28 protein-coding genes and 4 tRNA genes are annotated in these 26,923 nt (G+C 72.9%); 19 read left to right on the top strand and 13 right to left on the bottom strand.

Features of this window, described 5'->3' with window-relative positions:
• Window positions 1–61 precede the first annotated feature (61 nt).
• From I601_RS03810 to I601_RS03800, 3 genes are all read right to left on the bottom strand, one after another.
• Complete coding sequence (locus tag I601_RS03810; RefSeq protein WP_179948554.1) at window positions 62–1,192, bottom strand: 2-oxoacid:ferredoxin oxidoreductase subunit beta; 1,131 nt, start codon at window positions 1,190–1,192, stop codon at window positions 62–64.
• Window positions 1,189–3,159: a 2-oxoacid:acceptor oxidoreductase subunit alpha gene (locus tag I601_RS03805; protein WP_068106647.1), complete on the bottom strand. Its 1,971-nt coding sequence runs from the start codon at window positions 3,157–3,159 to the stop codon at window positions 1,189–1,191. The genes I601_RS03810 and I601_RS03805 overlap by 4 nt, the downstream gene beginning before the upstream one ends.
• 193 nt (window positions 3,160–3,352) lie before the next feature.
• On the bottom strand, window positions 3,353–3,844 hold the full coding sequence (locus I601_RS03800) for a YajQ family cyclic di-GMP-binding protein (RefSeq protein WP_068106644.1): 492 nt from the start codon (window positions 3,842–3,844) through the stop codon (window positions 3,353–3,355).
• Window positions 3,845–3,990: 146 nt separating this feature from the next.
• Between I601_RS03800 and I601_RS03795 the strand changes: the two genes are divergently transcribed.
• Together I601_RS03795 and I601_RS03790 are read left to right on the top strand one after the other, a co-directional pair.
• A tRNA-Tyr gene (locus I601_RS03795) sits at window positions 3,991–4,073 on the top strand.
• Window positions 4,074–4,176: 103 nt separating this feature from the next.
• Window positions 4,177–5,715: an LVIVD repeat-containing protein gene (locus I601_RS03790; RefSeq protein WP_068106641.1), complete on the top strand. Its 1,539-nt coding sequence runs from the start codon at window positions 4,177–4,179 to the stop codon at window positions 5,713–5,715.
• A 15-nt stretch (window positions 5,716–5,730) separates the two neighbouring features.
• Here the strand turns inward: I601_RS03790 and I601_RS03785 are convergent, their stop codons facing one another.
• The 5 genes from I601_RS03785 to I601_RS03765 all read right to left on the bottom strand — a co-directional run bounded on the left by I601_RS03785 (window position 5,731) and on the right by I601_RS03765 (window position 11,022).
• Window positions 5,731–6,672: a metallophosphoesterase gene (locus tag I601_RS03785; RefSeq protein WP_068106638.1), complete on the bottom strand. Its 942-nt coding sequence runs from the start codon at window positions 6,670–6,672 to the stop codon at window positions 5,731–5,733.
• 9 nt (window positions 6,673–6,681) lie between these two features.
• Window positions 6,682–7,164, bottom strand: a complete 483-nt coding sequence (locus I601_RS03780) for a nitroreductase family deazaflavin-dependent oxidoreductase (RefSeq protein ID WP_068106636.1) — start codon at window positions 7,162–7,164, stop codon at window positions 6,682–6,684.
• 37 nt (window positions 7,165–7,201) lie between these two features.
• Window positions 7,202–8,986 carry an N-acetylmuramoyl-L-alanine amidase gene (locus I601_RS03775; protein ID WP_068106633.1) on the bottom strand — a complete coding sequence of 595 codons (1,785 nt, stop codon included), beginning with the start codon at window positions 8,984–8,986 and terminating at the stop codon, window positions 7,202–7,204.
• Between the two features lie 63 nt (window positions 8,987–9,049).
• Entirely contained in the window at window positions 9,050–10,192 is a 1,143-nt protein-coding gene (locus I601_RS03770; protein WP_068106631.1) for a fumarylacetoacetate hydrolase family protein, read from the bottom strand.
• Window positions 10,189–11,022, bottom strand: coding sequence for a hypothetical protein (locus tag I601_RS03765; protein WP_068106627.1), 834 nt, complete (start codon window positions 11,020–11,022; stop codon window positions 10,189–10,191). Before I601_RS03765 ends, I601_RS03770 begins: the two co-directional genes overlap by 4 nt.
• A gap of 91 nt (window positions 11,023–11,113) precedes the next feature.
• Here I601_RS03765 and I601_RS03760 point away from each other — a divergent pair, with 91 nt between their 5' ends.
• A complete protein-coding gene (locus I601_RS03760) occupies window positions 11,114–12,289 on the top strand; it encodes a homogentisate 1,2-dioxygenase (protein ID WP_068106624.1) in 1,176 nt (391 codons plus the stop codon).
• Between the two features lie 138 nt (window positions 12,290–12,427).
• Here I601_RS03760 and I601_RS03755 read toward each other — a convergent pair whose 3' ends face one another.
• A complete protein-coding gene (locus tag I601_RS03755; RefSeq protein WP_068106621.1) occupies window positions 12,428–13,252 on the bottom strand; it encodes a DUF2189 domain-containing protein in 825 nt (274 codons plus the stop codon).
• 129 nt (window positions 13,253–13,381) lie between these two features.
• Here I601_RS03755 and I601_RS03750 point away from each other — a divergent pair, with 129 nt between their 5' ends.
• From I601_RS03750 to rpmG, 8 genes are all read left to right on the top strand, one after another.
• Entirely contained in the window at window positions 13,382–14,380 is a 999-nt protein-coding gene (locus I601_RS03750) for a pirin family protein (protein ID WP_068106618.1), read from the top strand.
• Window positions 14,381–14,491: 111 nt separating this feature from the next.
• The gene (locus I601_RS03745; protein ID WP_068114294.1) at window positions 14,492–15,073 is read left to right on the top strand and encodes a DNA-3-methyladenine glycosylase I; all 582 of its coding nucleotides are present in this window, start codon (window positions 14,492–14,494) and stop codon (window positions 15,071–15,073) included.
• Window positions 15,074–15,077: 4 nt separating this feature from the next.
• Window positions 15,078–15,452: a CidA/LrgA family protein gene (locus tag I601_RS03740; protein WP_068106615.1), complete on the top strand. Its 375-nt coding sequence runs from the start codon at window positions 15,078–15,080 to the stop codon at window positions 15,450–15,452.
• A gap of 2 nt (window positions 15,453–15,454) precedes the next feature.
• Window positions 15,455–16,144 carry an LrgB family protein gene (locus I601_RS03735; RefSeq protein WP_068106612.1) on the top strand — a complete coding sequence of 230 codons (690 nt, stop codon included), beginning with the start codon at window positions 15,455–15,457 and terminating at the stop codon, window positions 16,142–16,144.
• A 46-nt stretch (window positions 16,145–16,190) separates the two neighbouring features.
• Window positions 16,191–17,600, top strand: coding sequence for an amidase (locus tag I601_RS03730; RefSeq protein WP_068106610.1), 1,410 nt, complete (start codon window positions 16,191–16,193; stop codon window positions 17,598–17,600).
• A 61-nt stretch (window positions 17,601–17,661) separates the two neighbouring features.
• Window positions 17,662–17,734: transfer RNA gene (locus I601_RS03725), tRNA-Thr, on the top strand.
• Window positions 17,735–17,786: 52 nt separating this feature from the next.
• Window positions 17,787–17,860: transfer RNA gene (locus I601_RS03720), tRNA-Met, on the top strand.
• A gap of 51 nt (window positions 17,861–17,911) precedes the next feature.
• Window positions 17,912–18,082, top strand: coding sequence for a 50S ribosomal protein L33 (gene rpmG / locus I601_RS03715; RefSeq protein WP_068106605.1), 171 nt, complete (start codon window positions 17,912–17,914; stop codon window positions 18,080–18,082).
• 75 nt (window positions 18,083–18,157) lie between these two features.
• On the opposite strand, the gene I601_RS03710 is transcribed toward rpmG, so the two are convergent.
• Window positions 18,158–19,099 (bottom strand): hypothetical protein, encoded by a 942-nt coding sequence (locus tag I601_RS03710; RefSeq protein WP_157519870.1) that lies wholly within the window; start codon window positions 19,097–19,099, stop codon window positions 18,158–18,160.
• 155 nt (window positions 19,100–19,254) lie between these two features.
• Between I601_RS03710 and I601_RS03705 the strand changes: the two genes are divergently transcribed.
• Genes I601_RS03705 through I601_RS03695 form a run of 3 tightly spaced genes read left to right on the top strand, consistent with a single transcriptional unit; the run spans window position 19,255 to window position 21,120 of the window.
• A complete protein-coding gene (locus I601_RS03705) occupies window positions 19,255–19,653 on the top strand; it encodes an FAS1-like dehydratase domain-containing protein (protein WP_068106599.1) in 399 nt (132 codons plus the stop codon).
• Entirely contained in the window at window positions 19,653–20,060 is a 408-nt protein-coding gene (locus I601_RS03700) for a MaoC/PaaZ C-terminal domain-containing protein (RefSeq protein WP_068106596.1), read from the top strand. The genes I601_RS03705 and I601_RS03700 overlap by 1 nt, the downstream gene beginning before the upstream one ends.
• The gene (locus tag I601_RS03695; RefSeq protein WP_068106593.1) at window positions 20,053–21,120 is read left to right on the top strand and encodes a UDP-N-acetylmuramate dehydrogenase; all 1,068 of its coding nucleotides are present in this window, start codon (window positions 20,053–20,055) and stop codon (window positions 21,118–21,120) included. Before I601_RS03700 ends, I601_RS03695 begins: the two co-directional genes overlap by 8 nt.
• Here the strand turns inward: I601_RS03695 and I601_RS20685 are convergent, their stop codons facing one another.
• Window positions 21,121–21,576: a hypothetical protein gene (locus I601_RS20685; protein WP_084527101.1), complete on the bottom strand. Its 456-nt coding sequence runs from the start codon at window positions 21,574–21,576 to the stop codon at window positions 21,121–21,123.
• On the bottom strand, window positions 21,573–22,604 hold the full coding sequence (locus I601_RS03685; RefSeq protein ID WP_068106590.1) for an adenosine deaminase: 1,032 nt from the start codon (window positions 22,602–22,604) through the stop codon (window positions 21,573–21,575). The genes I601_RS20685 and I601_RS03685 overlap by 4 nt, the downstream gene beginning before the upstream one ends.
• A 130-nt stretch (window positions 22,605–22,734) precedes the next feature.
• Between I601_RS03685 and I601_RS03680 the strand changes: the two genes are divergently transcribed.
• The 5 genes from I601_RS03680 to rplA all read left to right on the top strand — a co-directional run bounded on the left by I601_RS03680 (window position 22,735) and on the right by rplA (window position 25,453).
• Window positions 22,735–22,807: transfer RNA gene (locus tag I601_RS03680), tRNA-Trp, on the top strand.
• A gap of 52 nt (window positions 22,808–22,859) precedes the next feature.
• Window positions 22,860–23,099 (top strand): preprotein translocase subunit SecE, encoded by a 240-nt coding sequence (gene secE, locus I601_RS03675; protein WP_068106587.1) that lies wholly within the window; start codon window positions 22,860–22,862, stop codon window positions 23,097–23,099.
• A gap of 86 nt (window positions 23,100–23,185) precedes the next feature.
• Window positions 23,186–24,040 (top strand): transcription termination/antitermination protein NusG, encoded by an 855-nt coding sequence (gene nusG, locus I601_RS03670; RefSeq protein ID WP_068114287.1) that lies wholly within the window; start codon window positions 23,186–23,188, stop codon window positions 24,038–24,040.
• A 140-nt stretch (window positions 24,041–24,180) separates the two neighbouring features.
• The gene (rplK, locus tag I601_RS03665) at window positions 24,181–24,612 is read left to right on the top strand and encodes a 50S ribosomal protein L11 (RefSeq protein WP_068106585.1); all 432 of its coding nucleotides are present in this window, start codon (window positions 24,181–24,183) and stop codon (window positions 24,610–24,612) included.
• A gap of 121 nt (window positions 24,613–24,733) precedes the next feature.
• On the top strand, window positions 24,734–25,453 hold the full coding sequence (gene rplA / locus I601_RS03660) for a 50S ribosomal protein L1 (protein ID WP_068106582.1): 720 nt from the start codon (window positions 24,734–24,736) through the stop codon (window positions 25,451–25,453).
• Window positions 25,454–25,541: 88 nt separating this feature from the next.
• Here the strand turns inward: rplA and I601_RS03655 are convergent, their stop codons facing one another.
• Complete coding sequence (locus I601_RS03655) at window positions 25,542–26,825, bottom strand: aspartate aminotransferase type Ic (protein ID WP_068106580.1); 1,284 nt, start codon at window positions 26,823–26,825, stop codon at window positions 25,542–25,544.
• Window positions 26,826–26,923: the final 98 nt, after the last annotated feature.

Raw genomic sequence — 26,923 nt, 5'->3', positions numbered from 1 at the left:
GAGCGCAGAGGCCCCCATCCGTGCGGATGGGGGCCTCTGCTGCGTCCGGTGACGCTGCCGGTCAGACGACCGTCCAGGTGTCGGCGCCGGTGATCAGGGCCGCCAACCGGTCGCTGGGGTCGTCGCTGGTGGCGGCGCCGGCGGTGGCGAGCTGGGAGCGCGCCTGGTCGTCGTAGGTCTCGCGCTCGACCTGGCGGAAGATCCCGATGGGGCTGGTGTTCAGGTAGCCCGAGTCGGTCAGCCGGCTGATCGCGAACGCCACGGACGGGTCGGGGTTGTGCGCATCGTGGACCAGCAGGTCGGCCTCGGTCACCTGGCCGGGGCCGGCACCGACCTCGACGACGCGCACGCCGCCGGTGGCCGGGTCGTGGGCGACGCCCTTGGTGGCACGACCGTCCTCGTCGGGGACGCCGAAGGTGATCGGGGCGCCGTGCACCAGGGGGATGATCGCGTCGGCCTTGGTGTCGCGGTCCTTGATGGCGTCGAAGGCGCCGTCGTTGAAGATCGGGCAGTTCTGGTAGATCTCCACCAGCGACGTGCCCCGGTGGGCGGCGGCCGCGGCGAGCACCTCGGTGAGGTGCTTGCGGTCGGAGTCGATGGTGCGGGCCACGAACGACGCCTCGGCGCCCAGGGCCAGCGAGACCGGGTTGAAGGGGTGGTCGACCGAGCCCATCGGGGTGGACTTGGTGACCTTGCCGGTCTCCGAGGTGGGGGAGTACTGGCCCTTGGTCAGCCCGTAGATCCGGTTGTTGAACAGCAGGATCGTCATGTTGACGTTGCGGCGCAGGGCGTGGATCAGGTGGTTGCCGCCGATGGACAGCGCGTCGCCGTCGCCGGTGACCACCCACACCGAGAGGTCCTCGCGCGCGGTGGCGATGCCCGTGGCGATCGACGGGGCCCGGCCGTGGATCGAGTGCATGCCGTAGGTGTCGAGGTAGTAGGGGAACCGGCTCGAGCAGCCGATCCCGGACACGAACACGATGTTCTCGCGGCGCAGCCCGAGGTCGGGCAGGAAGGACTGCACGGCCTTGAGGACGGCGTAGTCGCCGCAGCCGGGGCACCAGCGCACCTCCTGGTCGGAGGTGTAGTCCTTGCCGGTCTGCGGGGCGTCACCCTCGTAGGCGGGGACCGACTCGGTGCCCGAGCGCAGACCGGGCAGGCCCAGGTCGGCCGGGGTGGATGTGGTCGTCACTGGTGGACCTCCTGGCTGGTGGCGACGGACAGGTCGAGCTCGTCGGCGGGGATCCCCTCCGCCTGGGCGACGAGCTGACCGATGGCCTCGGCCAGCTCGGAGGCCTTGAGGGGCATGCCGTTGACCTGGTGGTAGCCGATGGCGTCGACGAGGTACTTCGCACGCAGCAGCATCGAGAGCTGACCGAGGTTCATCTCGGGGACGAGGACCTTGTCGTAGCGCGCGAGGATCTCGCCGAGGTCCTTCGGGAACGGGTTGAGGTGGCGCAGGTGGACCTGGGCCACGTCGTAGCCGGCCCGGCGCACGCGTCGTACGCCGGCACCGATCGGGCCGTAGGTGGAGCCCCACCCGAGCACCAGGGCCTTGGCGCGGCCGGAGGGGTCGTCGACCACGAGCGGCGGCAGCGACTCGGCGATGCGGTCGACCTTGGCCTGGCGGGTGCGCACCATCAGGTCGTGGTTGGCGGGGTCGTAGGAGATGTTGCCGTGGCCCTCGGCCTTCTCGAGACCGCCGATGCGGTGCTCGAGCCCGGGGGTGCCCGGGATCGCCCAGGGACGCGCGAGGGTCTCCTCGTCGCGCAGGTACGGCCAGAAGTCCTCGGTCTCGGTGACCGTGCCGTCCTTGGCGGTGCTGGTCGCGGTGTGGTTGGGCCCGGTCGCGAAGGCGGGGTCGATGCCCGGCAGGTCGGAGACCTCGGGGATCCGCCACGGCTCGGAGCCGTTGGCCAGGTAGCCGTCCGAGAGCAGCAGCACCGGGGTGCGGTAGGTGATGGCGATGCGCGCCGCCTCGATCGCGGCGTCGAAGCAGTCGCCGGGCGACTGCGGGGCCACGATCGGCACCGGGGCCTCGCCGTTGCGACCGAACATCGCCTGCAGCAGGTCGGACTGCTCGGTCTTGGTGGGCAGGCCCGTCGAGGGACCGCCGCGCTGGACGTCGACGACGAGCAGCGGGAGCTCGGTCATCACGGCCAGGCCGATCGCCTCGGACTTCAGCGCGAGGCCCGGCCCGGAGGTCGTGGTCACGCCGAGCGACCCGGAGAACGCGGCGCCGATCGCGGCTCCCACCCCGGCGATCTCGTCCTCGGCCTGGAAGGTGGTCACGCCGAAGCCCTTGTGCTTGGAGAGCTCGTGGAGGATGTCGCTGGCCGGGGTGATCGGGTAGGAGCCCAGGAAGACCGGGAGCCCGGACTGCACGCCCGCGGCCACCAGGCCGTAGGAGAGGGCCAGGTTGCCGGTGATGTTGCGGTAGGTGCCGGCGGACATGGGGGCCGGCTTGACCTCGTAGCGCACCACGAACGTCTCGGTCGTCTCGCCGAAGTTCCACCCGGCGCGGAACGCCGTGAGGTTGGCGTCGCGCACCGCGGCGTTCTTGGCGAACTTGCGGGTCAGGAAGGTCTCGGTGCCCTCGGTGGGGCGGCCGTACATCCAGGACAGCAGCCCCAGCGCGAACATGTTCTTGGCCCGGGCGGCGTCCTTGCGGGAGAGGCCGAACTCCTTGACCGCGCCGACCGTCATCCCCGTCAGGTCGACGGTGTGCACGTTGTAGCCGTCCAGCTCGGAGCCGGGGGTCTCCAGCGACTCCAGCGGGTTGGCGTCGTAGCCGGCCTTGGTCAGGTTGCGAGCCGAGAAGTCGTGGGAGTCCACGATGATCGTCGCGCCCTTGGGCAGGTCGCTGAGGTTGGCCTTGAGCGCCGCCGGGTTCATCGCGACCAGCACGTCCGGGGCATCGCCCGGCGTGAGGATGTCGTGGTCGGCGAAGTGCACCTGGAAGGAGCTGACGCCCGGGAGCGTGCCCTGGGGGGCGCGGATCTCGGCCGGGAAGTTCGGCAGCGTGACGAGGTCGTTGCCGAAGGACGCCGACTCGGCGGTGAAGCGGTCACCCGTGAGCTGCATGCCGTCGCCGGAGTCGCCCGCGAAGCGGATGATGACGCGATCGAGCTGCTTGACCTGCTTGATGTTCTCGGCCACGAGGTGCCACTCCTGTCGTTGCTGCCCGGGTGGACGAGGCGAGCATACTCCGGGTATGTCGAAATGAGAACCTGTTCTAGTTCCCTGCTCCCGGGCTCGTCCGGGCGCTGCCCACTGTACGGGCGGGCCGAGACCGCCCCGAGCCTGCGCCGAGGGGTGAACCCGGTGCTGACGTCGGCGCCGGACGTGCCGCTCAGCGGTAGTTGGTGAACTGCACCGGGAAGTCGAGGTCCTGGCTCTTGACCAGGGCGATGATCTCCTGCAGGTCGTCGCGCTTCTTGGAGGAGACCCGCAGCTCGTCGCCCTGGATCTGCGCCTTGACGCCCTTGGGGCCCTCGTCGCGGATCAGCTTGGAGACCTTCTTGGCGTCCTCGGAGCTGATGCCCTCCTTGAGCGTGATCGAGATCTTCGACTCCCGGCCCGAGGGGCGGGGCTCGCCGGCGTCGAGGACCTTCAGCGACACGTCGCGCTTGACCAGCTTGCCCTGGAAGACGTCGAGCACGGCGCTGGCGCGGTCGTCGGCGGAGGCGGTGATCTCGATCGTGTGCTCACCGGACCACTCGATGCTCGCGCCGGTGCCCTTGAAGTCGAAGCGGGTCGCGATCTCGCGGGCGGTCTGCCCGAGCGCGTTGTCGACCTCCTGGCGGTCGATCTTGGAGACGATGTCGAAGGACGAGTCGGCCATGGGGTCCACCTGTTTCCGGGTCGTGAGCGGGTGGGCGCGGCGCTGGTCGCGGCGAGGGTGCTCGGCGGTTTGCGGTCGTGCCCGGGGGCTGCGCTATTGTTTCCTCTCGTTGTCGCGGAGCCAAACGCACCGCACGACGACACCCCGGCAGGTTGCCCGAGCGGCCAATGGGAACGGACTGTAAATCCGTCGGTGTATACCTTCGAAGGTTCGAATCCTTCACCTGCCACAGCAGCGCCCCTGGTCCCCGGACCGGGGGCGCTTCTGCGTGCTGGGCCCTCGCACTCATCGTGCGCGACGTAACCGCAGGAGCTGTCCCCCGTTGTGGGGGCATGACCCGACGCGCCGGCTCCGCCCTGCTCGCCCTGGCCCTCGCCGCCCTCACCCCCGTGCTCGCCGCGCCCTCGGCGTTCGCGCACCAGGACGGCGACCTGCCCACCAACACCCGCGCGGCCGAGGTCACGACGCAGGGTGAGGGAGTGGCGATGGAGTACGTCGCCAACCTGCAGTACGACGACACCGGGGAGGCGCAGAACGGCTCGGACATCGAGTTCATGCGGCTCGGGAAGCGTGAGTACGCGCTCGCCGGCACGCTGCGCGGCGGCCTGCAGGTCATCGACATCACCCGGCCCCGCCAGCCGAAGCGGGTCTCGGTCTACGACTGCAGGATCTCCCAGGGCGACATCCAGGTCTGGAAGCGTCGCGGCCGGGTGCTGGCCAGCTACACCGCTGACGGCACCGTGGGCACGGCCGGGGCCGCCTCGCGCTGCGGCACCGAGCTGGGCCTCGAGGCCGACGACGCCGGCACCGTCATCGTCGACCTCACCGACCCGAGGAGGCCGGGCACCGTCAGCTGGTTGCCGGTCGGCGCGGGCTCGCACAACATGACCATCCACCCCAGCGGCAAGTGGCTCTACAACTCCAACTCCGACCTGCTCACGGCCGGCCCCGAGCCCACCATCACCATCTACGACATCCGTCGCCCGACCCGGCCGGTGAAGGTGCAGGACTTCGCGATCCCGTTCGTGCCCACCTCGCTGGGCTCGGAGTCGCACGACATCACCTTCAGCGCCGACGGCACCCGCGCCTACTCCGCCGCGCTCTCGCAGACCCTGGTCCTCGACACCACCGACCCCGCCGACCCGTCGGTGATCGGGCAGATCGTCGACCCGGCCGTCAACGTCTCCCACCAGGCCGACCCGGTGACCCTGAAGGACTCCGACGGCACCAGGCGCACCGTCCTGGTCGTCACCGACGAGCGGGCCGGCGCCGCCGCGTCGGCGGAGTGCCCCGGCGGCGGGCTGCACCTCTACGACATCACCGGTGACCTCGAGTCCGCGCCGGCCAAGATCGGCACCTGGTTCGCCCCGACCTACTCCGTCCAGGACGGCACCACCTGCACCTCCCACGTGCTGCGCATCTACCCGCGCCAGAAGCTGCTGACCATCGCCTGGTACGCCAAGGGCGTGCGGGTCCTCGACATCTCCGGGCTCGCCGACGCCGCCGCTGACCCGCAGGCCGGCCCCGCCACCGTCGCCTTCGGTGACGGTGTGGGCATGAAGGAGGTCGGCCACTTCACGATGCCCGACTCCGACGCCTGGTCGTTCAAGACCAACAAGATCAAGAGGAACGGCTCCTTCTTCGGCTACGCCAACGACCTGGTCCGCGGGTTCGACGTCTTCCGCTACGACGGCTCGACCATCGGCGACGTCAAGCCGCTGCGGCCGCGGGACCTCAAGCCGCGCCGCAGCGCCACGGCCGCGTCGACCCGGGTGGACGCCTCCACCGCGGCCGGCCTCGCACTGGTGGTGCCCGCCGGGCTCGGCGCGCTGCTGCTGCACCGCCGCTCCGCCCGGCGCCGCCGGGACTGAGGTCGCAGCAGCCGCTCAGTGGAGGGGCAGGGTGCCGGCGTTGAACGGGGAGTCCTTGCGGGAGATCAGCTCGCGGCGCTCCTCGGGGGTCAGGGCCTCCACCTGCGCGGTCACGTCGGCGGGGAAGCCGCTGACCTCGGGAGCCGCCGACAGCGGGACGACCGTGTGCACCACGCGGTCGGCGTACACGTGCACCGCGTTGAGGCCCTGGTGGCCGTCGACGCCGGAGACGAAGCGCGCCAGCGGCGCGGGATCGGTGGTGTAGCAGGTCGCCGAGGCCACGCTGACCGGGATGCCGGCCACGGTCGAGTGGCTGGAGTAGTGGTAGTGCCCGCCGAGGACGGCGCGGACGTCGGAGCCGGCCAGGACGTCCGCGAGCAGGTGCTGGTCGGCGAGCTCGATGGTCTCCGCGGCGCGCAGCATCGGCAGCGGGATCGGCGGGTGGTGCATGGCCAGCACGGTGCCGTGCGGCGCGGGCACGGCCAGCTCCTCGGCCAGCCACACCAGCTGGGCGGGCGTGATCTCGCCGTGGTGGTAGCCGGGCACGCTGGTGTCGAGCGCGATCACCCGCAGCCCGTCGACGTCGTGCACCCGGTCCTGGGGCGCGTCGGGGTCGGCGTCCTCCCCGAAGAGCCCGAGCGCGTACGCCGCCCGCTCGTCGTGGTTGCCCATCACCCAGACCACCTCGGCGCCCATCTCGGCCGCAGCCGGCTCCACCAGCTCGCGCAGCCGTCGGTACGCCGCCGGCTCGGCCCGGTCGGCCAGGTCGCCGGTGAACACCAGCGCCCGGGGCGCGGGGTGCATGCGCCGCAGCCGCTCGAGGGCGAGCAGCAGCCCGGCCTCGGGGTCCACGACGCCGTACTGCAGCGCGCCGCCGGCGAGCAGGTGCGGGTCGCTGAGGTGCGCCAGCACGTGGGTCGCGGGCGGGTGCTGGCCCAGCGGCACGGGGGAGGTCATCCGTGGAGCCTAGGCGGGGTGGGTCCCGGTGGGGGAGAGCCGGAAGACCGGGATCAGGCGGTCGGTGCGGGCCTCGTAGTGGGCGTAGTTCGGCCACACCTCGAGCATCGTCGACCACGCCCGCGCCCGCTCGTCGTCGGCCAGCTCCCTGGCGCTCACCTCGACCGTGCCACTCCCGGCGTCGATCGTGGCGGTGGTTGCCGCGCGCAGGTTGTGCACCCAGACCGGCGCCTTGGGCGCGCCGAAGTAGGAGCCGGCGATCAGCCACGTCCCTTGGTCGGGCACGCAGAGCAGCGGGGTGGAGCGGGGGATGCCGCTCCTGCGTCCCGTGACCGTGAGGACGAGGTTGGGCAGTCCGGCGATGTCGAGCAGCGTCACCCGCCCGCGCGTGAGGCGCTGCAGCCGGGTGTCGACCCGGACCACGAGGGGCAGGCGGCGAGGCATCCACGGCTGGGCGCCCAGGCGGACGGCGAGCGGAGTGAGCAGTCCCATGGCGGGCAATCTAGTGGCTGCGCGGGGCGCGGCCGGCTCAGACCCGCAGCGCGACCTCGGTGCCCGTGAAGCTGGCGTCGCCGCCGTACGTCACCACGAGCCGGTTCGCCGACGGCACCAGCGGGCGGCGGCGCCCGAGCACGATCGGCCTGTCGAGGTCCTCGACCGCGACGACGACCCGGCGATCACCGATGCGGACCGTCACCTCGCCCGTGGGTGGCGCGTCGACCCCGGCGGGAGCCTGCAGGTCCACCTGCACCCGCAGCCGACCCCGCTCACGTCGCTCCGGGTCCACCGTCATCGTGCTCGGCGCCTGCACCGGCCCGGCGGGCAGCAGCTCGACGACGGGCGTGCGGCCCTTGGCCGAGGTGGTGATCCGCACCGCCAGCTCGTGCCCCACGTCGGCCTCGGTGCAGCGGTGACGCGGTCGGGTGTCGCCCTCGATCGGTGCGCCGTCGCGCAGCCACTGGAAGGCCGTCCGCGCCGTCGCCGGGTCGAAGCTGCCCTTGCGGGCCTGCACCGGCCGTCCGACCAGGCGCGCCCCGCTCACCACGGAGGCCGTGACCACGGCGACCGGGGTGGGGCCGGGCGGTTCGGAGGGTGCGGGCGGTTCCGTGGGCTGCGGCTCCCCGGCGCCGGTGCTCGCGGCGACGGCCTGCGCGCGCGAGCGGATGTCAGGAAGCCGCTGGTAGAGCTGCGAGCCGGGGCAGGCGGTGTCGTTGGTGTCGCGGTGGCCGTCGATCACCGGCAGCCGCACGCTCGCGCCGGCGGCGTACTTGTCGCTGCCGGAGGACCGGACGGTGGTGGTCCCCTGGGGGCGACGGTCGAAGGCGTCGAGCTTCCAGGCGGCGACCGCCGCCACGGCGTCGATGATCGCCTCGGTGGGGGCGACCTGGTCGTAGTTGCCGATCACCGAGACCCCGGTCGAGTCGGTGTTGAACCCGAGCGTGTGGGCCCCGCGCACGGGCCGGGTCACGCCTCCGGCGCGTCCCTCGAACGTGCGCCCGAACTTGTCGACGAGGAAGTTGTAGCCGATGTCGGACCACCCCAGGCTCTGGGTGTGGTAGCGGTAGAAGCCGCGCAGCAGGGCCGGCACGTCGGTGCGGCTGTAGGTGTTGCCGCTCGCCGTGTGGTGCACGTGCACCTGGGCGATCGTGGTGTCGTAGCGCGGCGACCCGTCGCGCCAGGACTCGTCGGCCCCCCACTGGGCGCGGGTCACGATGGCCGGCTGCGGGGCGGGGCGGTCGACCGTGCGTCGACCGAGGGTCTCCGGTGGGGCCCACCCGGCGCCCGCATCGGCGTCGCGCGGGGCGGGGTGCAGCAGCACCAGGGTCAGCTCGGGAGGCAGGGCGCCCTGCACCCGCACCTGGATCGAGCGGCTGGGCCCGGCCCACCAGGCGACGGTGCCCTCGCGGACGTCTCGGTCCCGGTCCTCGGCGGGCCGGTCGTCGATGCGGGGCAGCGGGGTCCAGGCGGTCCAGGTGCCGTCCCGACGCGCGCGGACGGACACGCGCGGGTGCGCCTCGGTGCCGCGCCAGGTGACGGCGGCCATCGAGTACGTCGACGTGGGCAGCGCGGCGCTCTGGTGCACGCCGTCGCGTCCTCGGACCAGGCGTGCCGCGATCGGCACCGCGAGGAACGCGACGTCCGAGCCGTCCTCGGCCGCCAGGGTCAGCGAGCCGGCGTCGCCGTCGTCGGTGCCCTGGGTCAGGCGCACGACCCCGCCGAGAGCGCCGACCGCCACCGCTCCACCGACGGCGGCACGGACGAGGGCGCGACGGTGGGTCAGGCCGTGCTGGGGCGACTCCGACGAGGTGGGCACGCGGATGATCGTCTCAGCGTCAGCGGGGCGATCAGGTCCGACACGCTGCGCGGCCGCTCGGCCTCAGCGGGCGGGGAGCACGTGACCGCTGACCTCGCCGAGGGTGATCCGCCCGCCGCCGGTGCCGGGCGCCGAGTAGCGCAGCACCACCTCGTCGCCGTCGCCGAGGAACCGCTCGCCGCGCCACAGCTCGATGAGGGAGCCGACCTCGTCGTCGCCGGGGCCGCTGATCGTGCCGCTGGCGAAGAGGTCGCCGGTGCGCAGGCTGGCGCCGTTCACGGTGAGGTGGGCCAGCATCTGTGCGGGTGACCAGTACATCGAGCGGTAGGGCGGGCGGGTGAGCACCTCGCCGTTGAGCACCACCTCGACGTCGATGTCGAGGCCCCTGGTCTGCCCGGGGGCGAGGTAGCCCAGGGGTGTCGGGTCCTGCCCGGGGAGGTCGCACCACGCGGCCTCCAGGGCGGCCAGCGGCGTCACCCAGTGGCTGATCGACGTCGCGAAGGACTTGCCGAGGAAGGGCCCGAGGGGCACGTACTCCCAGGCCTGGATGTCGCGCGCCGACCAGTCGTTGACCCCCACCACGCCGAAGACGTGGTCGGCCAGCCCGGCGGCCGGGACGGGATCGCCGAGCGCGGACGGGGCGCCGACGACGAAGCCGAGCTCGGCCTCGATGTCGAGGCGCTGGGAGGCCCCGAAGACCGGGGCGTCGCCCTGGCCCGGGGCCGGTCGCCGCTGGCCCGAGGGGCGCACCACCGGCGTGCCGCTGGGCACGACCGTGCCGGCGCGGCCGTGGTAGGCCACCGGCAGGTGCTTCCAGTTCGGCAGCAGCGGCTCGCTGTCCGGACGGAACATCCGGCCGAGGTTCGTCGCGTGGTGCTCGGAGGCGTAGAAGTCGACGTAGTCGGCGACCTCGAAGGGCTGGTGCAGCTCGACGTCCGCCAGTGCGATCCCCTCGGTCGTGCGCGCCAGGTCGCCCACCTGCTCCCGGGTCTGGCGCCACACCTCGGGGCCCAGCGCCAGGAACGGGTTGAGCGACGACGCCGCCATCTCGGGGCGACCCGTCGCCTCGTGCAGGTCCAGCACCGTGTCGCCGACCCGGACGCCGACCCGGCGCGGACCGCCGTCGCGCGAGAACACGGCGTACGGCAGGTGGTCGAGGCCGAAGCCGCCCAGGTCCTCCCGGTCGTCGTCGCTGGCGTGGGTCATGCGAGCACCCCCAGGGCGTCGAGGTCGGCGAGCGGTTCGGAGATCGAGCAGGAGCCGAAGGAGCGGAACCAGCGGCGCGCGCCGGCGAGGTCCTCGGTGCCGACGGCGGCGGCGAGGGTGGCGCCGTCGCGCTCCTCCAGCGTCGCGACCACGTCGGTCGGGGTGGCGCCGTCGAACGCGCGCCGGGTGGCGAGCAGCACGTTGAGGAAGCCGTGGCGCTCGACGCCGTCAGTGCCGGTGTGCCGCACCGCGCGGTGCAGTCCCGCGGTGCACTTGAAGGGGGTCTCGCGGTCGAGGGCGGCGTCGATCCAGGCCGCCAGCGTCGCGGACGCGGGGTGGGCGTCGGCATCCAGGCCGCCGGTGCGGAACTTGAGCAGCAGCTCGGCCGCGGCGACCTCGTCGGCCGCGGCCAACCAGCCGTACGACGGCGGGCCGGGCGTCGCGGGCAGCTCGACGTGGACGGCGACGTCCTCGTCGAGGTCCCCGGCCGCGCGGGCCACGTCGACGGCGGCCACCACGCGGCGGGCGTTGCCGGCGAGGTCGTCGGGGTCGCGCAGCGCGATCTCGAGCGCGGCCAGCGTGTGTCCGGTGCGGGTCGCGAGCGCGGCGGGGCCGGCGACCTGGCCGGCGCCGCCGGTCAGCACGACGGCCAGCGGCGGGCCCGGCTCGACGTGCGGCAGGTCGGTGTCGCGCAGCACGAACGCGCCCACGAGGGGTTCGCGGCGCTCGAGGTAGGCACGCACCGCGGTGTCGAGCGGCGCGTCCCCGGGCGGGAAGATCGCGGCGTCGTCGACGAGGCCGCTCCAGAGAGGTTCCGTCGTTGCAGGCACCCGGATACTCTAGCCACGACGCGGATAGCGGACGCAAGTGTCCGTTTATCGAACTGCTCGCCGCGGCGAGCCGGCGGGAGGGAACCCGGAGATGGCCTACTACCGACGCCTCGGCGAGGTGCCCGGCAAGCGCCACACCCAGCTGCGCGACCCCGAGGGGCGGCTCTACCGCGAGGAGCTGATGGGGGAGGAGGGCTTCTCCTCCGACTCCTCCCTGCTCTACCACCGGGGCGTGCCGTCGGCGGTCGTGGCCACCGAGATCTGGGAGGTGCCCGACCAGACCCGCACCCCCAACCACCCGCTGGCCCCGCGCCACCTGCGCCTGCAGGACCTCGGCACCGGACCCGACGCCGTCACCGACCGCCGGCTGGTGCTGGGCAACAACGACGTGCGGATCTCCTACGTCGTCACCGGCACCGGCGCCTCGCCGCTGTACCGCAACGCGATCGGGGACGAGTGCGTCTTCATCGAGGCCGGCAGCGGCGTCGTGGAGACCGTCTTCGGAGCCGTGGCCTACCGCGCCGGCGACTACGTGGTGGTCCCGCGCGCCACCACGCACCGCTGGGTGCCCGCCGAGCCGAGCCGGCTCTACGCCATCGAGGCGAACAGCCACATCGCCCCACCCAAGCGCTACCTGTCGCGCTACGGCCAGCTCCTCGAGCACGCGCCGTACTGCGAGCGCGACCTGCACGGGCCGGGCGAGCCGCTGCTGCACGAGGGGAGCGACGTGGAGGTGCTGGTCAAGCACCGCACCTCGGCCGGGGTCGTGGGCACCCGGATGGTCTACGACACCCACCCCTTCGACGTGGTCGGCTGGGACGGCTGCCTGTACCCCTTCACGTTCAACATCGACGACTACATGCCGATCACCGGCAAGGTGCACCAGCCGCCGCCGGTGCACCAGGTCTTCGAGGGGCACAACTTCGTGATCTGCAACTTCCTGCCCCGCAAGGTCGACTACCACCCGCTCGCGATCCCGGTGCCCTACTACCACTCGAACGTCGACTCCGACGAGGTGATGTTCTACGTCGCCGGCGACTACGAGGCGCGCAAGGGCTCGGGCATCGGGCTCGGGTCCGTCTCGCTGCACCCCGGCGGGCACGCCCACGGCCCGCAGCCCGAGGCGATCGAGGCCTCGCTGGGTGCCGAGTCCTTCGAGGAGTCCGCGGTCATGGTCGACACCTTCGCCCCGCTCGAGCTCGGCGAGGGCGCCCTCGCCGTCGAGGACCCCGACTACCCGTTCAGCTGGGCGGGCCGCCGCCTCTGACCCACGACCAGTCACTTCTGCACCATCGACCAGTCACTTCTGCACCGCCGAGCGGTCACTTCTGCTCGGTCTCGGACGAGGCCAGGGGTGCAGAACTGACTGCTGGGTGGTGCGAAAGTGACCGCTCGTCGGTGGGGGTCAGGCGGCGACCGGCTGGCCGGTGAGGCGCTTGTAGGTGAAGGCGGTGCCGAGCAGGACGACCGGGACGGTGACCAGGGCGCCGACGCCGCAGGCCAGGAACCCGGCAGCCGCGACGAGGCCGCCCACGAGGTACCAGACGATCGTGTCGGCGAGGTGGGCCATCACGAACTGCACGCTGGCCTTGATCGCCTCCACGGCGCCCATGTCGCGGTCGATGATGAAGAACATCGTGTACGACGTCGCGAAGCCGACCACGAGGCCGGGCAGGTAGCACAGCAGCGTGCCGATGAACGTGAGTCCCGCGATGATCACCGCGGCCGTCACGACCGGGGCGAGCTTGTCGGTGCGGATCACGTCGCTGAACTGGAACGAGCGGCCCTCGGTGACCGCGAGGCTGGCACGCACGAGCCCGGCGCCGACGACGAGCGCGACCAGCAGCATCAGCGCGCTCACCAGGGCGTTGACGACGAGGCCGAGCACGAAGCCGGTGCCGCCGTCGCAGTCGAAGCGGCCCGAGGCGTCGTAGCCGCACTGGGGGTCGGAGGTGAGCAGGCCGGTCAGTGCGAAGCCGATCCCGCCGATGAGGAGCATCGCGACGACGAGCGCCAGCGCCGAGAGCAGGATCTGCGCGACGTTGGCCTGGAACTTCGCCCAGCCCCAGCCCAGCGCGCCCCCGAGCGACCACGCGTCGCCCGCGGGGGGCTGGGAGCCGTACGGACCCTGGGGCCCCTGGGGTCCCGGCGGCGGTGCGCCGTACCCGCCACCGGGCGGCGGGGGCGGCGGGGGAGGCGGGGGCGGCGGGGGCGGTTGGTGGTCGCTCAAGGCGGGCTCCTTCGTCCTTGCGGGCCGGTGTCGTCCGTCCTCGGCAACCTAACCCTCCCGGTCGGGGGTGGCCAGGTGGTCCAGAGGTGTCCGCCAGGTCAAGGGCGGGACGCGGACTAGGCTGGTCGCGTGAGCAACCCGGACCCGGATCCCACGGAGATCGACTGCGAGCAGGGCCCTCTCACGGGCACCGTGGAGGTGCTGCCGGCCCGCGACGTGCCGCTCGGCGGTCCCCGCGCCATGCTCGTACGCCGCACCCTCCCGCAGCGCTCACGCTCGCTGATCGGCGCGTGGTGCTTCCTGGACCACTACGGCCCCGACGACGTGGCGGTCACCGGGGGCATGTCGGTCGCCCCGCACCCGCACACCGGGCTGCAGACGGTGAGCTGGCTGTTCACCGGCGAGATCGAGCACCGGGACTCCGTGGGCAGCCACGCGATGGTGCGCCCCGGGGAGCTGGGACTGATGACGGCCGGGCGGGGCATCAGCCACTCCGAGATCTCCACCGCGGGCACCACCACGCTGCACGGGGCCCAGCTGTGGGTCGCGCTGCCGGACGCGACCCGCCACTGCGACCCGGGCTTCGAGTACCACGCGCCGACGCCGCTCACCGGGCCCGGCTGGGAGGTGCGGGTCTTCCTCGGCACGCTGCTCGGCACCACGTCGCCGGTGCGCACGCACACCCCGCTGCTCGGCGCCGAGGTCCTCCTCGAGCCCGGCACCTCGCTGAGCCTCGACGTCGACACCGCGCACGAGCACGGCGTGCTGGTCGACCTCGGCCCGGTGGTCGTCGACGGGGTCGAGGTCGACCGCTGCGAGCTCGCGTACGTGCCGCCGGGAGGGGACGTGCTGACCCTGGTCGCCGGCGCCGACGGGGCCCGCCTCCTGGTGCTCGGCGGCGAGCCGTTCGGCGAGTCGATCGTGATGTGGTGGAACTTCGTGGGCCGCAGCCACGAGGAGGTCGTGGCCTTCCGCCAGGAGTGGCAGGACCAGGTCGAGCACGACGGCGCGGTGGTCTCCGACGCCCAGCAGGTCGCCCCCGGGCGGTTCGGCGTGGTGGCCGGCGACCACCTGCCCCCCATCCCGGCGCCGCCCCTGCCGAACGCTCGACTCCGGGAACGCGGCTGATCCGCAGATCCTTGTCAGGCAAGTCCTGCACTTGATGGGTGTTGCAACGCCCATCAAGTGCATGAGTCCCCGGCCGACCGGGGATTCATGCAGGTGCGGCACGATGCCGGCATGGAGACAACCGTCGGACCGGTCACGGGCGAGGACGGCCTGGCCCGCTGCCCGTGGGCCGGCGCGGGCACGATGCGTGACTACCACGACCACGAGTGGGGTCGGCGCGTCCACGGGGAGAGCGCCTACCTGGAGCGGCTGACCCTCGAGGCGTTCCAGTCGGGGCTGTCCTGGTCGACGATCCTGATGAAGCGACCGGCGTTCCGCGAGGTCTTCGCAGGCTTCGACGCCGAGGTCGTGGCGACGTACGCCGCCGCCGACGTCGAGCGGCTCATGGGTGAGGCCCGCATCGTCCGCAACCGCCGCAAGATCGAGGCGGCGGTGACCAACGCCCGCGCGACGCTGGCCCTGCGCGACGACGGGGGGCTGGAGCGGCTGGTGCTCGCCCACGCCCCCGAGGACCCGCCGGCCCCGCGGACCACCGCCGAGCAGCAGACCACCTCGCCGGAGTCGTCGGCCCTGAGCAAGGAGCTCAAGCGGCGCGGGTTCGCGTTCGTGGGACCCACGACGATGTTCGCGCTGATGGAGGCCACCGGTCTCTTCGACCCGCACCTCGTGGGCTGCCACCGTCGGGCACACTGAGCCGGTGCTGCGCGGACTCCTCTGGTTGCTGGGCTGCCAGCTCGTCGGCGAGGTGGTCGTCGAGGCCACGGGCGTGCCCGTCCCGGGCCCGGTGGTGGGGATGGTGCTCCTGCTGCTCGTCCTCACGGTGCGCCGCCCGCCGGAGGACGGCCCCGTGCACCGCACCGCCGACGTGCTGCTGCCCCACCTGCAGCTGCTGTTCGTCCCGGCCGGGGTGGGCATCGTCGCCTACGCCGGGGTGCTGCGCGACGACCTGCTCGCCGTGCTCGTCTCGCTGGTCGGCTCGTGGTTCCTGGGCCTCGCGGTGGTGGGCGTGCTGGCGGACCGGCTGGGTCGCCGCACCCGCGTCGTCGACGCGCCGGGGCCGGGGGCGTCGTGAGCATGCTGCTCGACCAGCCGCTCCTCTGGCTGGTGGTGACCCTGCTGGCCTACCAGCTGGGCTGCTGGCTGCGCGACCGCACCGGGGCCCACCCGCTGGCCCAGCCGGTGCTGGTGGCGATCGTCGTCGTGGGGACGCTGGTGGTGCTCCTCGACGTCGACTACGCGTCGTACGCCGACGACACGGCGCTGATCACCTTCGCGCTCGGACCGGCCACGGTGGCCCTCGCGGTGCCGCTGCACCGCCAGCTCGACCGGCTGCGCGGGTTCGTGCTGCCGCTCCTGGTCGCCGTCGTGGCCGGCGCGGTGGTCTCGGTCGCGTCCGCGGTGCTGCTGGTGCGCCTGGCCGGCGGGGACGAGCTCCTGGCGCGCAGCATGGCGCCGAAGTCCACGACCACACCGGTGGCCATCGCCGTGGCCGACACGCTGGGCGGCCTGCCTCCGCTGACGGCCGCCGTGACGATCACCGCGGGCATCCTCGGCGCGGTCGCCGGCCCCGGGGTGCTGAGCCTGCTGCGGGTGCACGACCACCGCGCCCGCGGGCTGGCGATCGGTGCGGCCTCGCACGGGATCGGCACCGGGCGGGCGATCGTCGACCACCCCGTCGAGGGCGCGTTCTCCGGGCTCTCCATGGGGCTCACCGCCCTGGTCACCAGCGTGGTGGCCCCGGTGCTCGTGGCACTGCTCCTCTGAGCCGGAGCGACCACCCGCGCGCCCGTCCGACGCTAGGTTCGTGCGCATGAGCGTGCACGCCTTCTCCGACGACGCCCTGGGCCACCTCGACGCGGTGGGCCTCACGGCGGCGATCGCCGCCGGACGGGTCAGCGTTCCCGAGGTGGTCGACGCGGCCATCGCCCGTACCGAGCGCGTCGACGCCACCCTCGGCGCGGTGGCCTGGCGGGCGTGGGACCGCGCCCGGACGGAGGCTCGCAGCCCGCGCGGCGGCTTCTTCTCCGGGGTGCCCACCTTCGTCAAGGACAACGTCGACGTCGCCGGGATGCCCACGCTGCACGGCACCGACGCCTTCGTGGGCCGCCCCGCCCGCCGCGACGGCGACCTGGCCCGGATGTACCTGGCGACGGGGCTCGTGACCCTGGGCAAGGCACGGCTCTCCGAGCTCGGCTTCAGCGCCGCCGCGGAGCACCCGCGCCTCGGCCCGGTGCGCAACCCGTGGGACCCCTCCCGCACGGCCGGCGCCTCCTCGGCGGGGTCGGCGGCGCTGGTGGCCGCCGGGGCCGTGCCGATCGCCCACGCCAACGACGGGGGCGGCTCGATCCGGATCCCGGCCAGCGCCACCGGGCTCGTCGGCCTCAAGCCCACCCGCGGCCGCCTGGCCCAGGACGTGCTGATGCGCCGGATGCCGGTGCGCCTGGTCAGCGACGGGGTGCTGACCCGCTCGGTCCGCGACACCGCGGCCTTCCTGCGCGAGGCCGAGAAGGTCTACCGCGACCTGTCGCTGCCGCCGGTGGGCGACATCACCCGACCGGGACGGCAGCGCCTGCGCATCGGCGTCACCACTGCCGGCGCCGGCCGGGCCGCCTCCCCGGAGGTGGCCGCGGCGACCCTGCGCACCGCGGCGCTGCTGGAGGAGCTGGGCCACCACGTCGAGGAGGTCCCCGCGCCGGCGCCGGAGTCGTTCGCCGACGACTTCCTGCTCTACTGGGCCTCGCTGGCCACCGCCACGCTCGCCGGGGGGCGCCGCCAGCACGGGCGCACCTTCGACCGCGACCAGCTCGACGAGCTCACCCACGGCCTGTCCGCGCACGCCCGACGACACCTGGTGCGGCTGCCGGGCGCGGTGGCCCGGCTGCGCCGGACCAGTGCGGTCTCCGCGCGCTTCCACGAGCGTCACGACGTGCTGCTGTGCCCGACGCTGGCGACGGCGACCCCGGCGGTGGGCCACCTCGCCCCCGGGCACGGCTACGCGCAGGTGCTGGAGCGGCTGCTGGAGTGGGTGGCGTTCACGCCCTGGCACAACGCCACCGGCGACCCGGCCGTGTCGCTGCCGCTGGCGAGCACCGCCGACGGGCTGCCGCTGGGCATGATGCTCAGCGCCGCGAGCGGTCGGGAGGCGCTCCTCCTCGAGCTCTCGCACGAGCTGGAGCTGGCCCGCCCGTTCACGCATCTGTGCAGGTCAGCAGCGGTTTGACGACAGCGACCCACCCTCGATTTCCCGTCCTCGGGGAGGGTGTGTAATCTTCTTCCGCGTTGCCCCTTTAGCTCAGTCGGCAGAGCGTCTCCATGGTAAGGAGAAGGTCTACGGTTCGATTCCGTAAAGGGGCTCTGGGAGAGGGTTGGCCCGCTGGACTACTCTGGCGGGCGGACCCGGCCCCGTGGCGGGGTAGCTCAGGTGGTTAGAGCACACGACTCATAATCGTGGTGTCGCGGGTTCGAGTCCCGCTCCCGCTACTGCACCTGACGCGCGAAACCCAGCAGCCCGACCGACGCAAGGACTTCCCCGTGGCCTCCAAGAGCTCCGATGTTCGCCCCAAGATCACTCTCGCCTGCGTGGAGTGCAAGGAGCGCAACTACATCACCAAGAAGAACCGACGCAACGACCCCGACCGCATGGACCTGTCGAAGTTCTGCCCCCGGTGCCGTCAGCACACGACGCACCGCGAGACCCGCTGACACCAGGTCCTGTTCACGACCCGCCCGAGCCACTCGGGCGGGTCGTGGTCATTTGCGGGCCCGCACCCCAGGGGGTCAGGGCTCGCAGGTCGGCTCGGGCCAGCGGTCGAAGCGCCGCGTGTCGACCAGGGTCAGCGGCGCCACCACCGGCCGACCGCCCTCCTCGGCGAAGCGCCGCCCGGTCGACTCGCTGACCGCCCACACCGTGCCGTCCCCGGCCGGGGCCAGGCCCTCGGCGCCCGGCAGGAACGCACGGCGTACGCCGCCGGGGCCGGTGAGCACGCCGCAGCGGGTGACCGACGAGGCGATCCACAGCCCGGTGCGACCGTCGATGCGCGCCCACATCCCGCCCTGGGCCAGGCGGGGGATCGAGCGGGACCCCACGGCCAGGTCGGTGTCGAGCACCGACGTGCCCGGGGCCAGCACGTCGTCGAGGTCGAACCAGTCCAGGGCCGGGCGACCGGGCTGACCCGGGTTGCCGCCCGGGCTGCGGAAGCGCCCCAGACCCAGCCGGCCGCGGCCGTCGAGCACGCTGAAGGAGCCCTGGACCGGGTCGTCGAGGCGCCACACCCGCCGCACGGCCAGGGACCCGGGGTCGAGCAGCCACAGGCGGGGGCTCTCGGCGAGCCACAGGCCGTGCTCGTCGAGCAGCACCCCGCCACCGTGGCGGCACTCCACGACCGGACCCGTCCCGACCGCGCCGGCGACGGGTGCCTCCTCGTCGATCAGCTCGCCGGAGGCGAGGTCGACCTTGAGCAGGCGGCAGAAGCGGCGGGAGACGGGGCCCGGGTCGTAGCCGGAGACCCAGGCGGTGTCGCCGGAGACCGCGACCCCCTGCGGGATGAACCCCGACTGCATGCGCGGCAGCCATCGGCCCCCGCAGACCGCCGTGCTGATCGCCAGCGGGGTCAGGCGGGTGCCCAGGGTGTCGGCGAGGTAGCCGGGCGGGCGGCCCCGCACGTCGCGGGTGCGCAGCGGGTCGCACCGGCTGAGCCCGGGGGTGGGGCGGGTGGCCACGGGGTCGCTCCCGCCGGGCCCGTCGTCACCGGCGCCTCGGCCGTCGGCGGTGCAGGCTGCGAGAGCCGCGAGTGCCAGCGCCAGTGCCGCGACCGCCACCGACCGGGCAGGACGCCCCCGCCCGAGGCCTCCGGATCGGGGACTAGGTTGGGGGCATGGCTGTGGACCCCTCGATCGTCGGTCGGTCTTTCCCACGCACGCGACCGTATCCGGTCACGGAGGAGCGGCTGCGCACCTTCGCGGCCGCGACGGGTGCGTCCTGGGAGGGCGGCCCGGCTCCGGCGACCTTCCCCATCGTGCTGGCCTTCGAGGCGATGAACGCCTTCCTCGAGGCCGAGCAGGTCGAGCTGCGCCGGGTGGTGCACGGCGAGCAGCGCTTCGCCTACGAGCGTCCGGTGGTGCCCGGCGACGTGCTCACCGCGACCCTGAGCGTCGCGAGCCTGCGCCAGATCGGCGGCAACGACGTGATCGGCACCCGCAGCGAGGTCCACGACGAGCGCGGGGCGCTGGTCTGCACCGCCAGCGCGACGCTGGTGCACCGGGGGGAGCAGTGATGACGCGCCTCGAGCCCGGCGCCGCCCTGCCTGCGCAGGAGTACGCCGTCACCCGCGCCGACCTCGTGCGCTACGCCGGTGCCAGCGGCGACTTCAACCCGATCCACTGGTCCGAGCGGGTCGCCACCCACGTCGGGCTGCCCGGGGTCATCGCGCACGGCATGTACACGATGGCGCTCGCCGCGCGAGCGGTCTCGACCTGGACCGACGACGCCACCGTGCTCGAGCTCGGCTGCAAGTTCACCCAGCCCGTCGTGGTCCCCGACGACGACATCGGGGTGGTCGTGGTCGTGGCCGGCACGGTCAAGAGCGTCGAGGACGGCCGGGCCACCCTGGCCCTCGAGGTCCGCTCGGGCGAGCAGAAGGTCCTGGGCATGCCCCGCGCCGTGGTCGTCGTCGATGGGTGAGCCCGGACGCCCCCGTCTGGCTGAGCGGACCACGCTGCGCCTCGGCGGTCCGCCGACCCGGTGGGTCCGGGCCGCGACCGAGACCGACCTCGTCGAGACCGTCGCCGCGGCCGACCGGGCCGGGGAGCCGGTGCTCCTGCTGGGCGGTGGCAGCAACCTCGTCGTCGCCGACGCGGGCTTCGACGGCACGGTCGTCGAGGTCGCCACCCGGGGCATCACCCCTGACATCGAGCCCGGGTCCGACGCCGACCCCACCTGCGGGGGCGTCCTCGTCACGGTCGCTGCGGGGGAGGACTGGGACGCCTTCGTCGCCACCACCGTCGAGCGCGGCTGGGTGGGCGTCGAGGCGCTCTCGGGCATCCCCGGCTGCGTGGGCGCCACCCCGGTGCAGAACGTCGGGGCCTACGGTCAGGAGGTCGCGCAGACCATCGCCCGGGTGCGCACCTGGGACCGCCGCGACGGCGCCGTGCGCACGTTGGCCAACGCCGACTGCGGGTTCGCCTACCGGCACTCCCGCTTCAAGGCCGAGCCGGGTCGCCACGTCGTGCTCTCGGTGACCTTCCAGCTCGCGATCGGCACGCTGGGCGCGCCGGTGCGCTTCGGTGAGCTCACCCGCACCCTCGGGGTCGAAGCGGGCGGACGAGCACCGCTGGGCGAGGTCCGCGACGCGGTGCTCGCGCTGCGCGCGGGCAAGGGGATGGTCCTCGACGCAGGCGACCACGACACCTGGAGCGCGGGGTCGTTCTTCACCAACCCCGTCCTCGAGCCCGATCTGCTGCCCGAGGGCGCGCCCGCCTGGGAGCAGCCCGACGGCCGGGTCAAGACCAGCGCCGCGTGGCTCATCGAGCACGCCGGCTTCACCCGCGGCTACGGCGCCGACATCGGCACCGGTCGGGCCCGGCTGTCGACCAAGCACACCCTGGCGCTCACCAACCGCGGCGGCGCCACGACGGCCGACCTGCTGGCGCTGGCCCGCCACGTCCGGGACGGGGTCGAGCGCAGGTTCGGGGTCCGCCTGGTCAACGAGCCGGTGCTCGTGGGCTGCGACCTCGAGGACTGATCAGGTCGAGGTGCCGGCGCCGACGACCACGATGGCCATCACCGCCACCATCATCAGCACACCCAGGGCCAGCAGCACCGTGGCGACGATGCCCAGCACCATGCCGGCGCTGGCCTCGCTGCGCCCGCCGTACTGCTGCGGGTTCGCATCGATCTCGTGCTTGACCTTGCGGCCGGTGTACCAGGCGAACGGTCCGGCCAGCAGCGGCAGCCCGCAGAGCAGCCCACCGGCCAGGGCGACGATGCCCAGCACCAGCGCCGTGTTCGCGGAGGGGTGGTTCGGCGGCACGTGCACCGGGGCCGGGTAGCCCTGACCGGGCTGCGGGTACTGCGCCGGCGGCTGCTGCGCGGCGTACGGGTCCTGGCCGTACGGCGGCGGCGGGGGCGCGTTGTACGGGTCGTGCCCGTAGGGCTGGTGGGTGGGGGGCGTCGTGTCTTCGGGTTCCCGGTCGCTCACGCCTGCATCCTCTCATCGGGGGCCGCCAGCCAGGCGTCGATGTCGCTGAGCGCGCGCGCCAGCACGTCGGACGGCGCCCGCGAGCCCCGCAGCGACATCCGCGCCAGCTCGGCCAGGACCGTGTCGTCGAGGTCGTGCGCCGCGCGCATCGTGGCGTACTGACCCGCCAGGCTCGACCCGAAGAGCAGCGGGTCGTCGGCGCCGAGGGCCACCTGTGCCCCCGCCTCCAGCAGCGTGGGCAGCGGCACCGAGGTGAGGTCGGAGTAGACCCCCAGCGCCACGTTGGAGACCGGGCAGACCTCCAGGGTCACGCCGTCGGCGGCCACCCGCTCGAGCAGTGCCGGGTCCTCCACGACGCGCACCCCGTGCCCGAGCCGGTCGGCGCCCAGCTCGTCCAGGCACAGGCGAGCGTGCTCCGCACCGCGCAGCTCGCCGCCGTGCGGGGCCAGCAGCAGCCCGGCACGCGAGGCGATCCGGAAGGCGGGGGCGAAGTCGGTGGTGTCGCCGCGGCGCTCGTCGTTGGAGAGCCCGAAGCCGACGACCCCGCGGCCCACGTACTGCGATGCCAGGCGCGCCAGCGTGCGGGCGTCGAGCGGGTGGCGGGTCCGGTTGGCCGCGATCACCACCCCGATCCCCAGCCCGGTCTCGCGTGAGCTCTCGGCCACCGCGTCGAGCACCAGGTCGGTGAACGCCGTGGCGCCGCCGAACCGGGCGGCGTAGCCGCTGGGGTCGACCTGGATCTCCAGCCAGCGGCTGCCGTCGCGGACGTCGTCCTCCGCCGCCTCGCGCACCAGGCGGCGCACGTCGTCCTCGGTGCGCAGCACCGAGCGGGCCACGTCGTAGAGGCGCTGGAAGCGGAACCAGCCCTTCTCGTCCGCGGCGCTCAGCTCGGGCGGCCAGTCCTGGACCAGCGAGTCCGGGAGCACGATGCGGTCCCGCTCGGCGAGCTCGAGCAGCGTCCCGTGCCGCATCGAGCCGGTGAAGTGGAGGTGGAGATGGGCCTTGGGCAGCCCGTGCAGATCACGCACGCTGCTGAGCCTGCCGAGGTGACATGCGTTCACCCTAGGACCTACCGGTTTGGACGAGGCCGGGCCCTTCCCCGTAGACTCCTCGACTGGTGGTTTGCCCACATGCTGCGGCATGCCCGGGGGCCACCGGAGGGCACTAGCTCAACTGGCAGAGCATCGGTCTCCAAAACCGAAGGTTGGGGGTTCAAGTCCCTCGTGCCCTGCAGGACATCTGGTCGGTGAGGCCGGACGGACGAGCGAAGGAATGGTGACGGCGTGTCGGACAGCGAAGCGGTCCGCGACGGCAAGAAGGCCGAGCGCACGAACCCGGTGACGTTCTACCGACAGGTGGTCGCCGAGCTCCGCAAGGTCGTCTGGCCCACCCAGGAGCAGCTGGTCACCTACTTCATCGTGGTGATGGTCTTCGTCCTGGTGATGATGGCGATCATCTCGGCCCTGGACCTCGGTCTGGGCCGGCTGGCGTTCGCCGTGTTCACCGGCCAGTCCGACCAGTGACCGCAGCCGCGACGGGTGGACCCGCCGCGGTGACGGCCCCCCGCGACCGGCGCACGCCGGACGCAGGCAACTTGCACAGCAACGTGATGGAGCAGCGCGTGACGGAGCAGTACGACTCGGTCGAGACCGAGGAGACGGAGACGTCGGCGACCCCCGAGGTCGACCCCGCGGAGCCGTTGGCGCACCCCGAGGCCGACGAGGCCGTCGACGGTGCCGTCGACGACAGCGCCGTGCAGGCGCACCAGGACGCCGAGGCCTCGCAGGCCGAGGACGCCGACCTGGAGGCCTCCGACGAGGATGCCGACCCCGACCCCGACGACCCGCTCGAGGCGTTCCGCCGCGAGCTCTGGGCCAAGCCGGGTGACTGGTTCGTCGTGCACACCTACTCCGGCATGGAGAACCGGGTGAAGTCGAACCTGGAGAACCGCATCATCTCCTTGAACATGGAGGACTACATCCACGAGATCGTGGTCCCCACCGAGGAGGTCGCGGAGATCAAGAACGGCCAGCGCAAGATGGTCAAGCGCACCGTTCTCCCCGGGTACGTCCTGGTCCGCATGGACCTCACCGACGAGTCCTGGTCCGCGGTGCGCCACACGCCGTCCGTGACCGGTTTCGTGGGCAACTCCCACCAGCCCGTCCCGCTCACCATGCGTGAGGTCGAGGACATGCTGGCCCCCGCCGTCGTGGCCCGTGCCGAGGCCGAGGCGGTCGCCGCCGGCACCGCGACGCCCGGCTCCTCGACGACCGCGAAGAAGCCCGTCGAGGTCGCCGACTTCTCGGTCTCCGACTCGGTCATGGTCGTCGACGGTCCGTTCGCGACGCTGCACGCCACGATCACGGAGATCAACGCCGAGGCCCAGCGGGTCAAGGCGCTCGTCGAGATCTTCGGCCGCGAGACGCCGGTCGAGCTCAGCTTCAGCCAGATCCAGCGGGTCTGAGGCTCCCGCCCCGGCGCCCACCCGATTGGGCACCAGGGGCGCCCGCGTCCCACAATGGGGACGCAACGAGCAACACGCAGGTGGCAGAGGACGACAGGTCGTCCTCGTCATGACCACGAGAGAGAAAGAGAACCAGCTTCATGCCTCCCAAGAAGAAGAAGATCGCCGCACTCGTCAAGGTGCAGCTGCAGGCCGGCGCCGCGACGCCCGCCCCGCCGGTGGGTACGGCCCTCGGCCCCCACGGCGTCAACATCATGGACTTCTGCAAGGCCTACAACGCGCAGACCGAGTCCATGCGTGGCAACGTGATCCCCGTCGAGATCACCATCTACGAGGACCGGTCCTTCACCTTCATCACGAAGACCCCCCCGGCCGCCGAGCTCATCAAGAAGGCCGCCGGGCTGCAGAAGGGCTCGGGCGTCCCGCACACCGACAAGGTCGGCAAGCTGACCAAGGACCAGGTGCGCGAGATCGCCGAGACCAAGCTCCCCGACCTCAACGCGAACAACGTCGAAGCCGCGATGAAGATCGTCGAGGGCACCGCCCGCTCCATGGGCGTCACCACCGACTGATCGACCCACCCGAGTCGGCGGAGCACGTCGACGCGCCGGGCGCGAGTCGGCGTACCGCACCTGTGGCAGGGCCGCGCTGGCCCACCTGACCACACCTGGACCAAGAAGAGAGAGACCAGACATGCAGCGCAGCAAGACCTACCGCGCGGCGGCCGAGCAGTTCGACAAGGACGAGCTCCACGCGCCGCTGGCCGCGATCAAGATCGCGAAGACCACCAGCAAGAAGAAGTTCGACGAGACCGTCGACGTCGTCATGCGCCTCGGCGTGGACCCCCGCAAGGCCGACCAGATGGTGCGCGGCACCGTCAACCTGCCCCACGGCACCGGCAAGACCGCTCGCGTCCTCGTGTTCGCCAACGGCGACAAGGCCGAGGCCGCCCGTGAGGCCGGCGCCGACGAGGTCGGCGGCGACGAGCTGATCGAGAAGGTGGCCGGCGGCTACCTGAACTTCGACGCCGTCGTGGCGACGCCCGACATGATGGGCAAGGTCGGCCGTCTGGGTCGCGTGCTGGGCCCCCGCGGCCTGATGCCGAACCCGAAGACCGGCACCGTGACGCCGGACGTGGCCAAGGCCGTGAACGACATCAAGGGCGGCAAGATCGAGTTCCGCGTGGACCGTCACGCCAACCTGCACTTCATCATCGGCAAGGCGTCCTTCGCCGAGGCCCAGCTCGCGGAGAACTACGCCGCTGCCCTCGAGGAGGTGCTGCGGCTCAAGCCGGCCAGCTCCAAGGGTCGCTACCTCAAGAAGGTCACCGTGTCGACGACCATGGGCCCCGGCGTCCAGGTCGACCCGAACCGCATCAAGAACGTCGCCTCCGAGGACGAGGGCCAGGCCTGAGCGCCCAGCCCCACCACGAACGACACCGGCCCGGCCCCTCCTCGGAGGGGCCGGGCCGGCTGCGTTGTGGGAGTGGTCGGGGTGGCGCTCAGCCCGCGGTGAGGTGCTCGGCCGCTGCGAGGGCCACGCAGGTGGCGACGCCGGCCATCGCGGCCTCGACCTGGTCCAGGGGCGGGAAGGTGGGCGCCAGACGGATGTTGCGGTCGCGGGGGTCCTGCCCGTGCGGGAACGAGGCGCCGGCGGGCGTCAGCGCGATCCCGGCCTCCTTGGCCAGGGCCACCACGCGCGATGCGGTGTCGTCGAGGACGTCGAGGTTCACGAAGTAGCCGCCGGTCGGCCGGGTCCACTCCGCGATCTCGAGCCCCTCGAGCCCGGCGGTCAGCGCGGCGTCGACGGCCGCGAACTTCGGGGCGATCAGCTCCCGGTGCCTGCGCATGTGCGCACGCACGCCCTCGGCGTCGCCGAACAGCTCGACGTGGCGCAGGTGGTTGACCTTGTCCGGGCCGATCGAGGCCATCGACAGGTGCTTGAGGAACCACGCCTTCGTGGCCTCCGAGGAGGCCATCACCGCGACGCCGGCCCCGGCCCAGGTGATCTTCGAGGTGGAGGCGAACAGGACCGGGCGGTCGGGGTTGCCGGCAGCGGCAGCGAGGCCGAGCGCGTCCGCGCTGGCGACCTCGTCGTCGGTGAGGTGGTGCAGCGCGTAGGCGTTGTCCCAGAAGATGCGGAAGTCCGGCGCCGCGGTCGGCATCGCCATCAGTGCCCGCGCCACCTCGGGGGAGACCACCGAGCCGGTCGGGTTGGCGTAGGTCGGCACCACCCACATGCCCTTGACGGCCGGGTCGTCGGCCACCAGCGCGGCGACGGCGTCGACGTCGGGGCCGTCGGCGTTCATCGGGACGGTGAGCATCTCGATGCCGAGGTCGGCGAGCATCGAGAAGTGCCGGTCGTAGCCCGGCACCGGGCAGACGAACTTGATCACCGGCTCGTCCTTCCAGGCCCGCTCGGAACCCGGCCCGCCCCACAGGAGCAGGAAGGTGAGCACCTGGTGCATCATCGTCAGGCTCGAGTTGCCGCCGCACAGGACCTGCGCGGCCTCGACGCCCAGCAGCTCGGCGAAGATCTCCCGCAGCTCGGGCAGTCCCTCCAGGCCGCCGTAGTTGCGCACGTCGGCGCCGCTGCGGTCCAGCGTCGTGGTCGGCAGGTCCAGCAGCGCCGCCGAGAGGTCCAGCTGGTCGGGCGCCGGCTTCCCGCGGGTCAGGTCCAGCTTCAGCCCCCGGGCCTGCAGGTCGGCATAGGCCTGCTGCTGGTGGGCCAGGAAGGAGGCGAGCTCATCGGGGGACAGGGAGCGGAGCGGCACGCGCGAGGTCATGGGCCGATCTTGCCAGTCCCGCGGGCACGAGCCGATTTGGCCGTCCCGGCACGGACGCCGTACTGTCCTGCTCGTAACCAGAGACCGCCGGTCGTCGC

It is taken from the genome of Nocardioides dokdonensis FR1436 (assembly GCF_001653335.1).
In the GTDB taxonomy this organism is placed as follows: domain Bacteria; phylum Actinomycetota; class Actinomycetes; order Propionibacteriales; family Nocardioidaceae; genus Nocardioides; species Nocardioides dokdonensis.
This window is presented reverse-complemented; position numbering and strand designations above follow the sequence as displayed.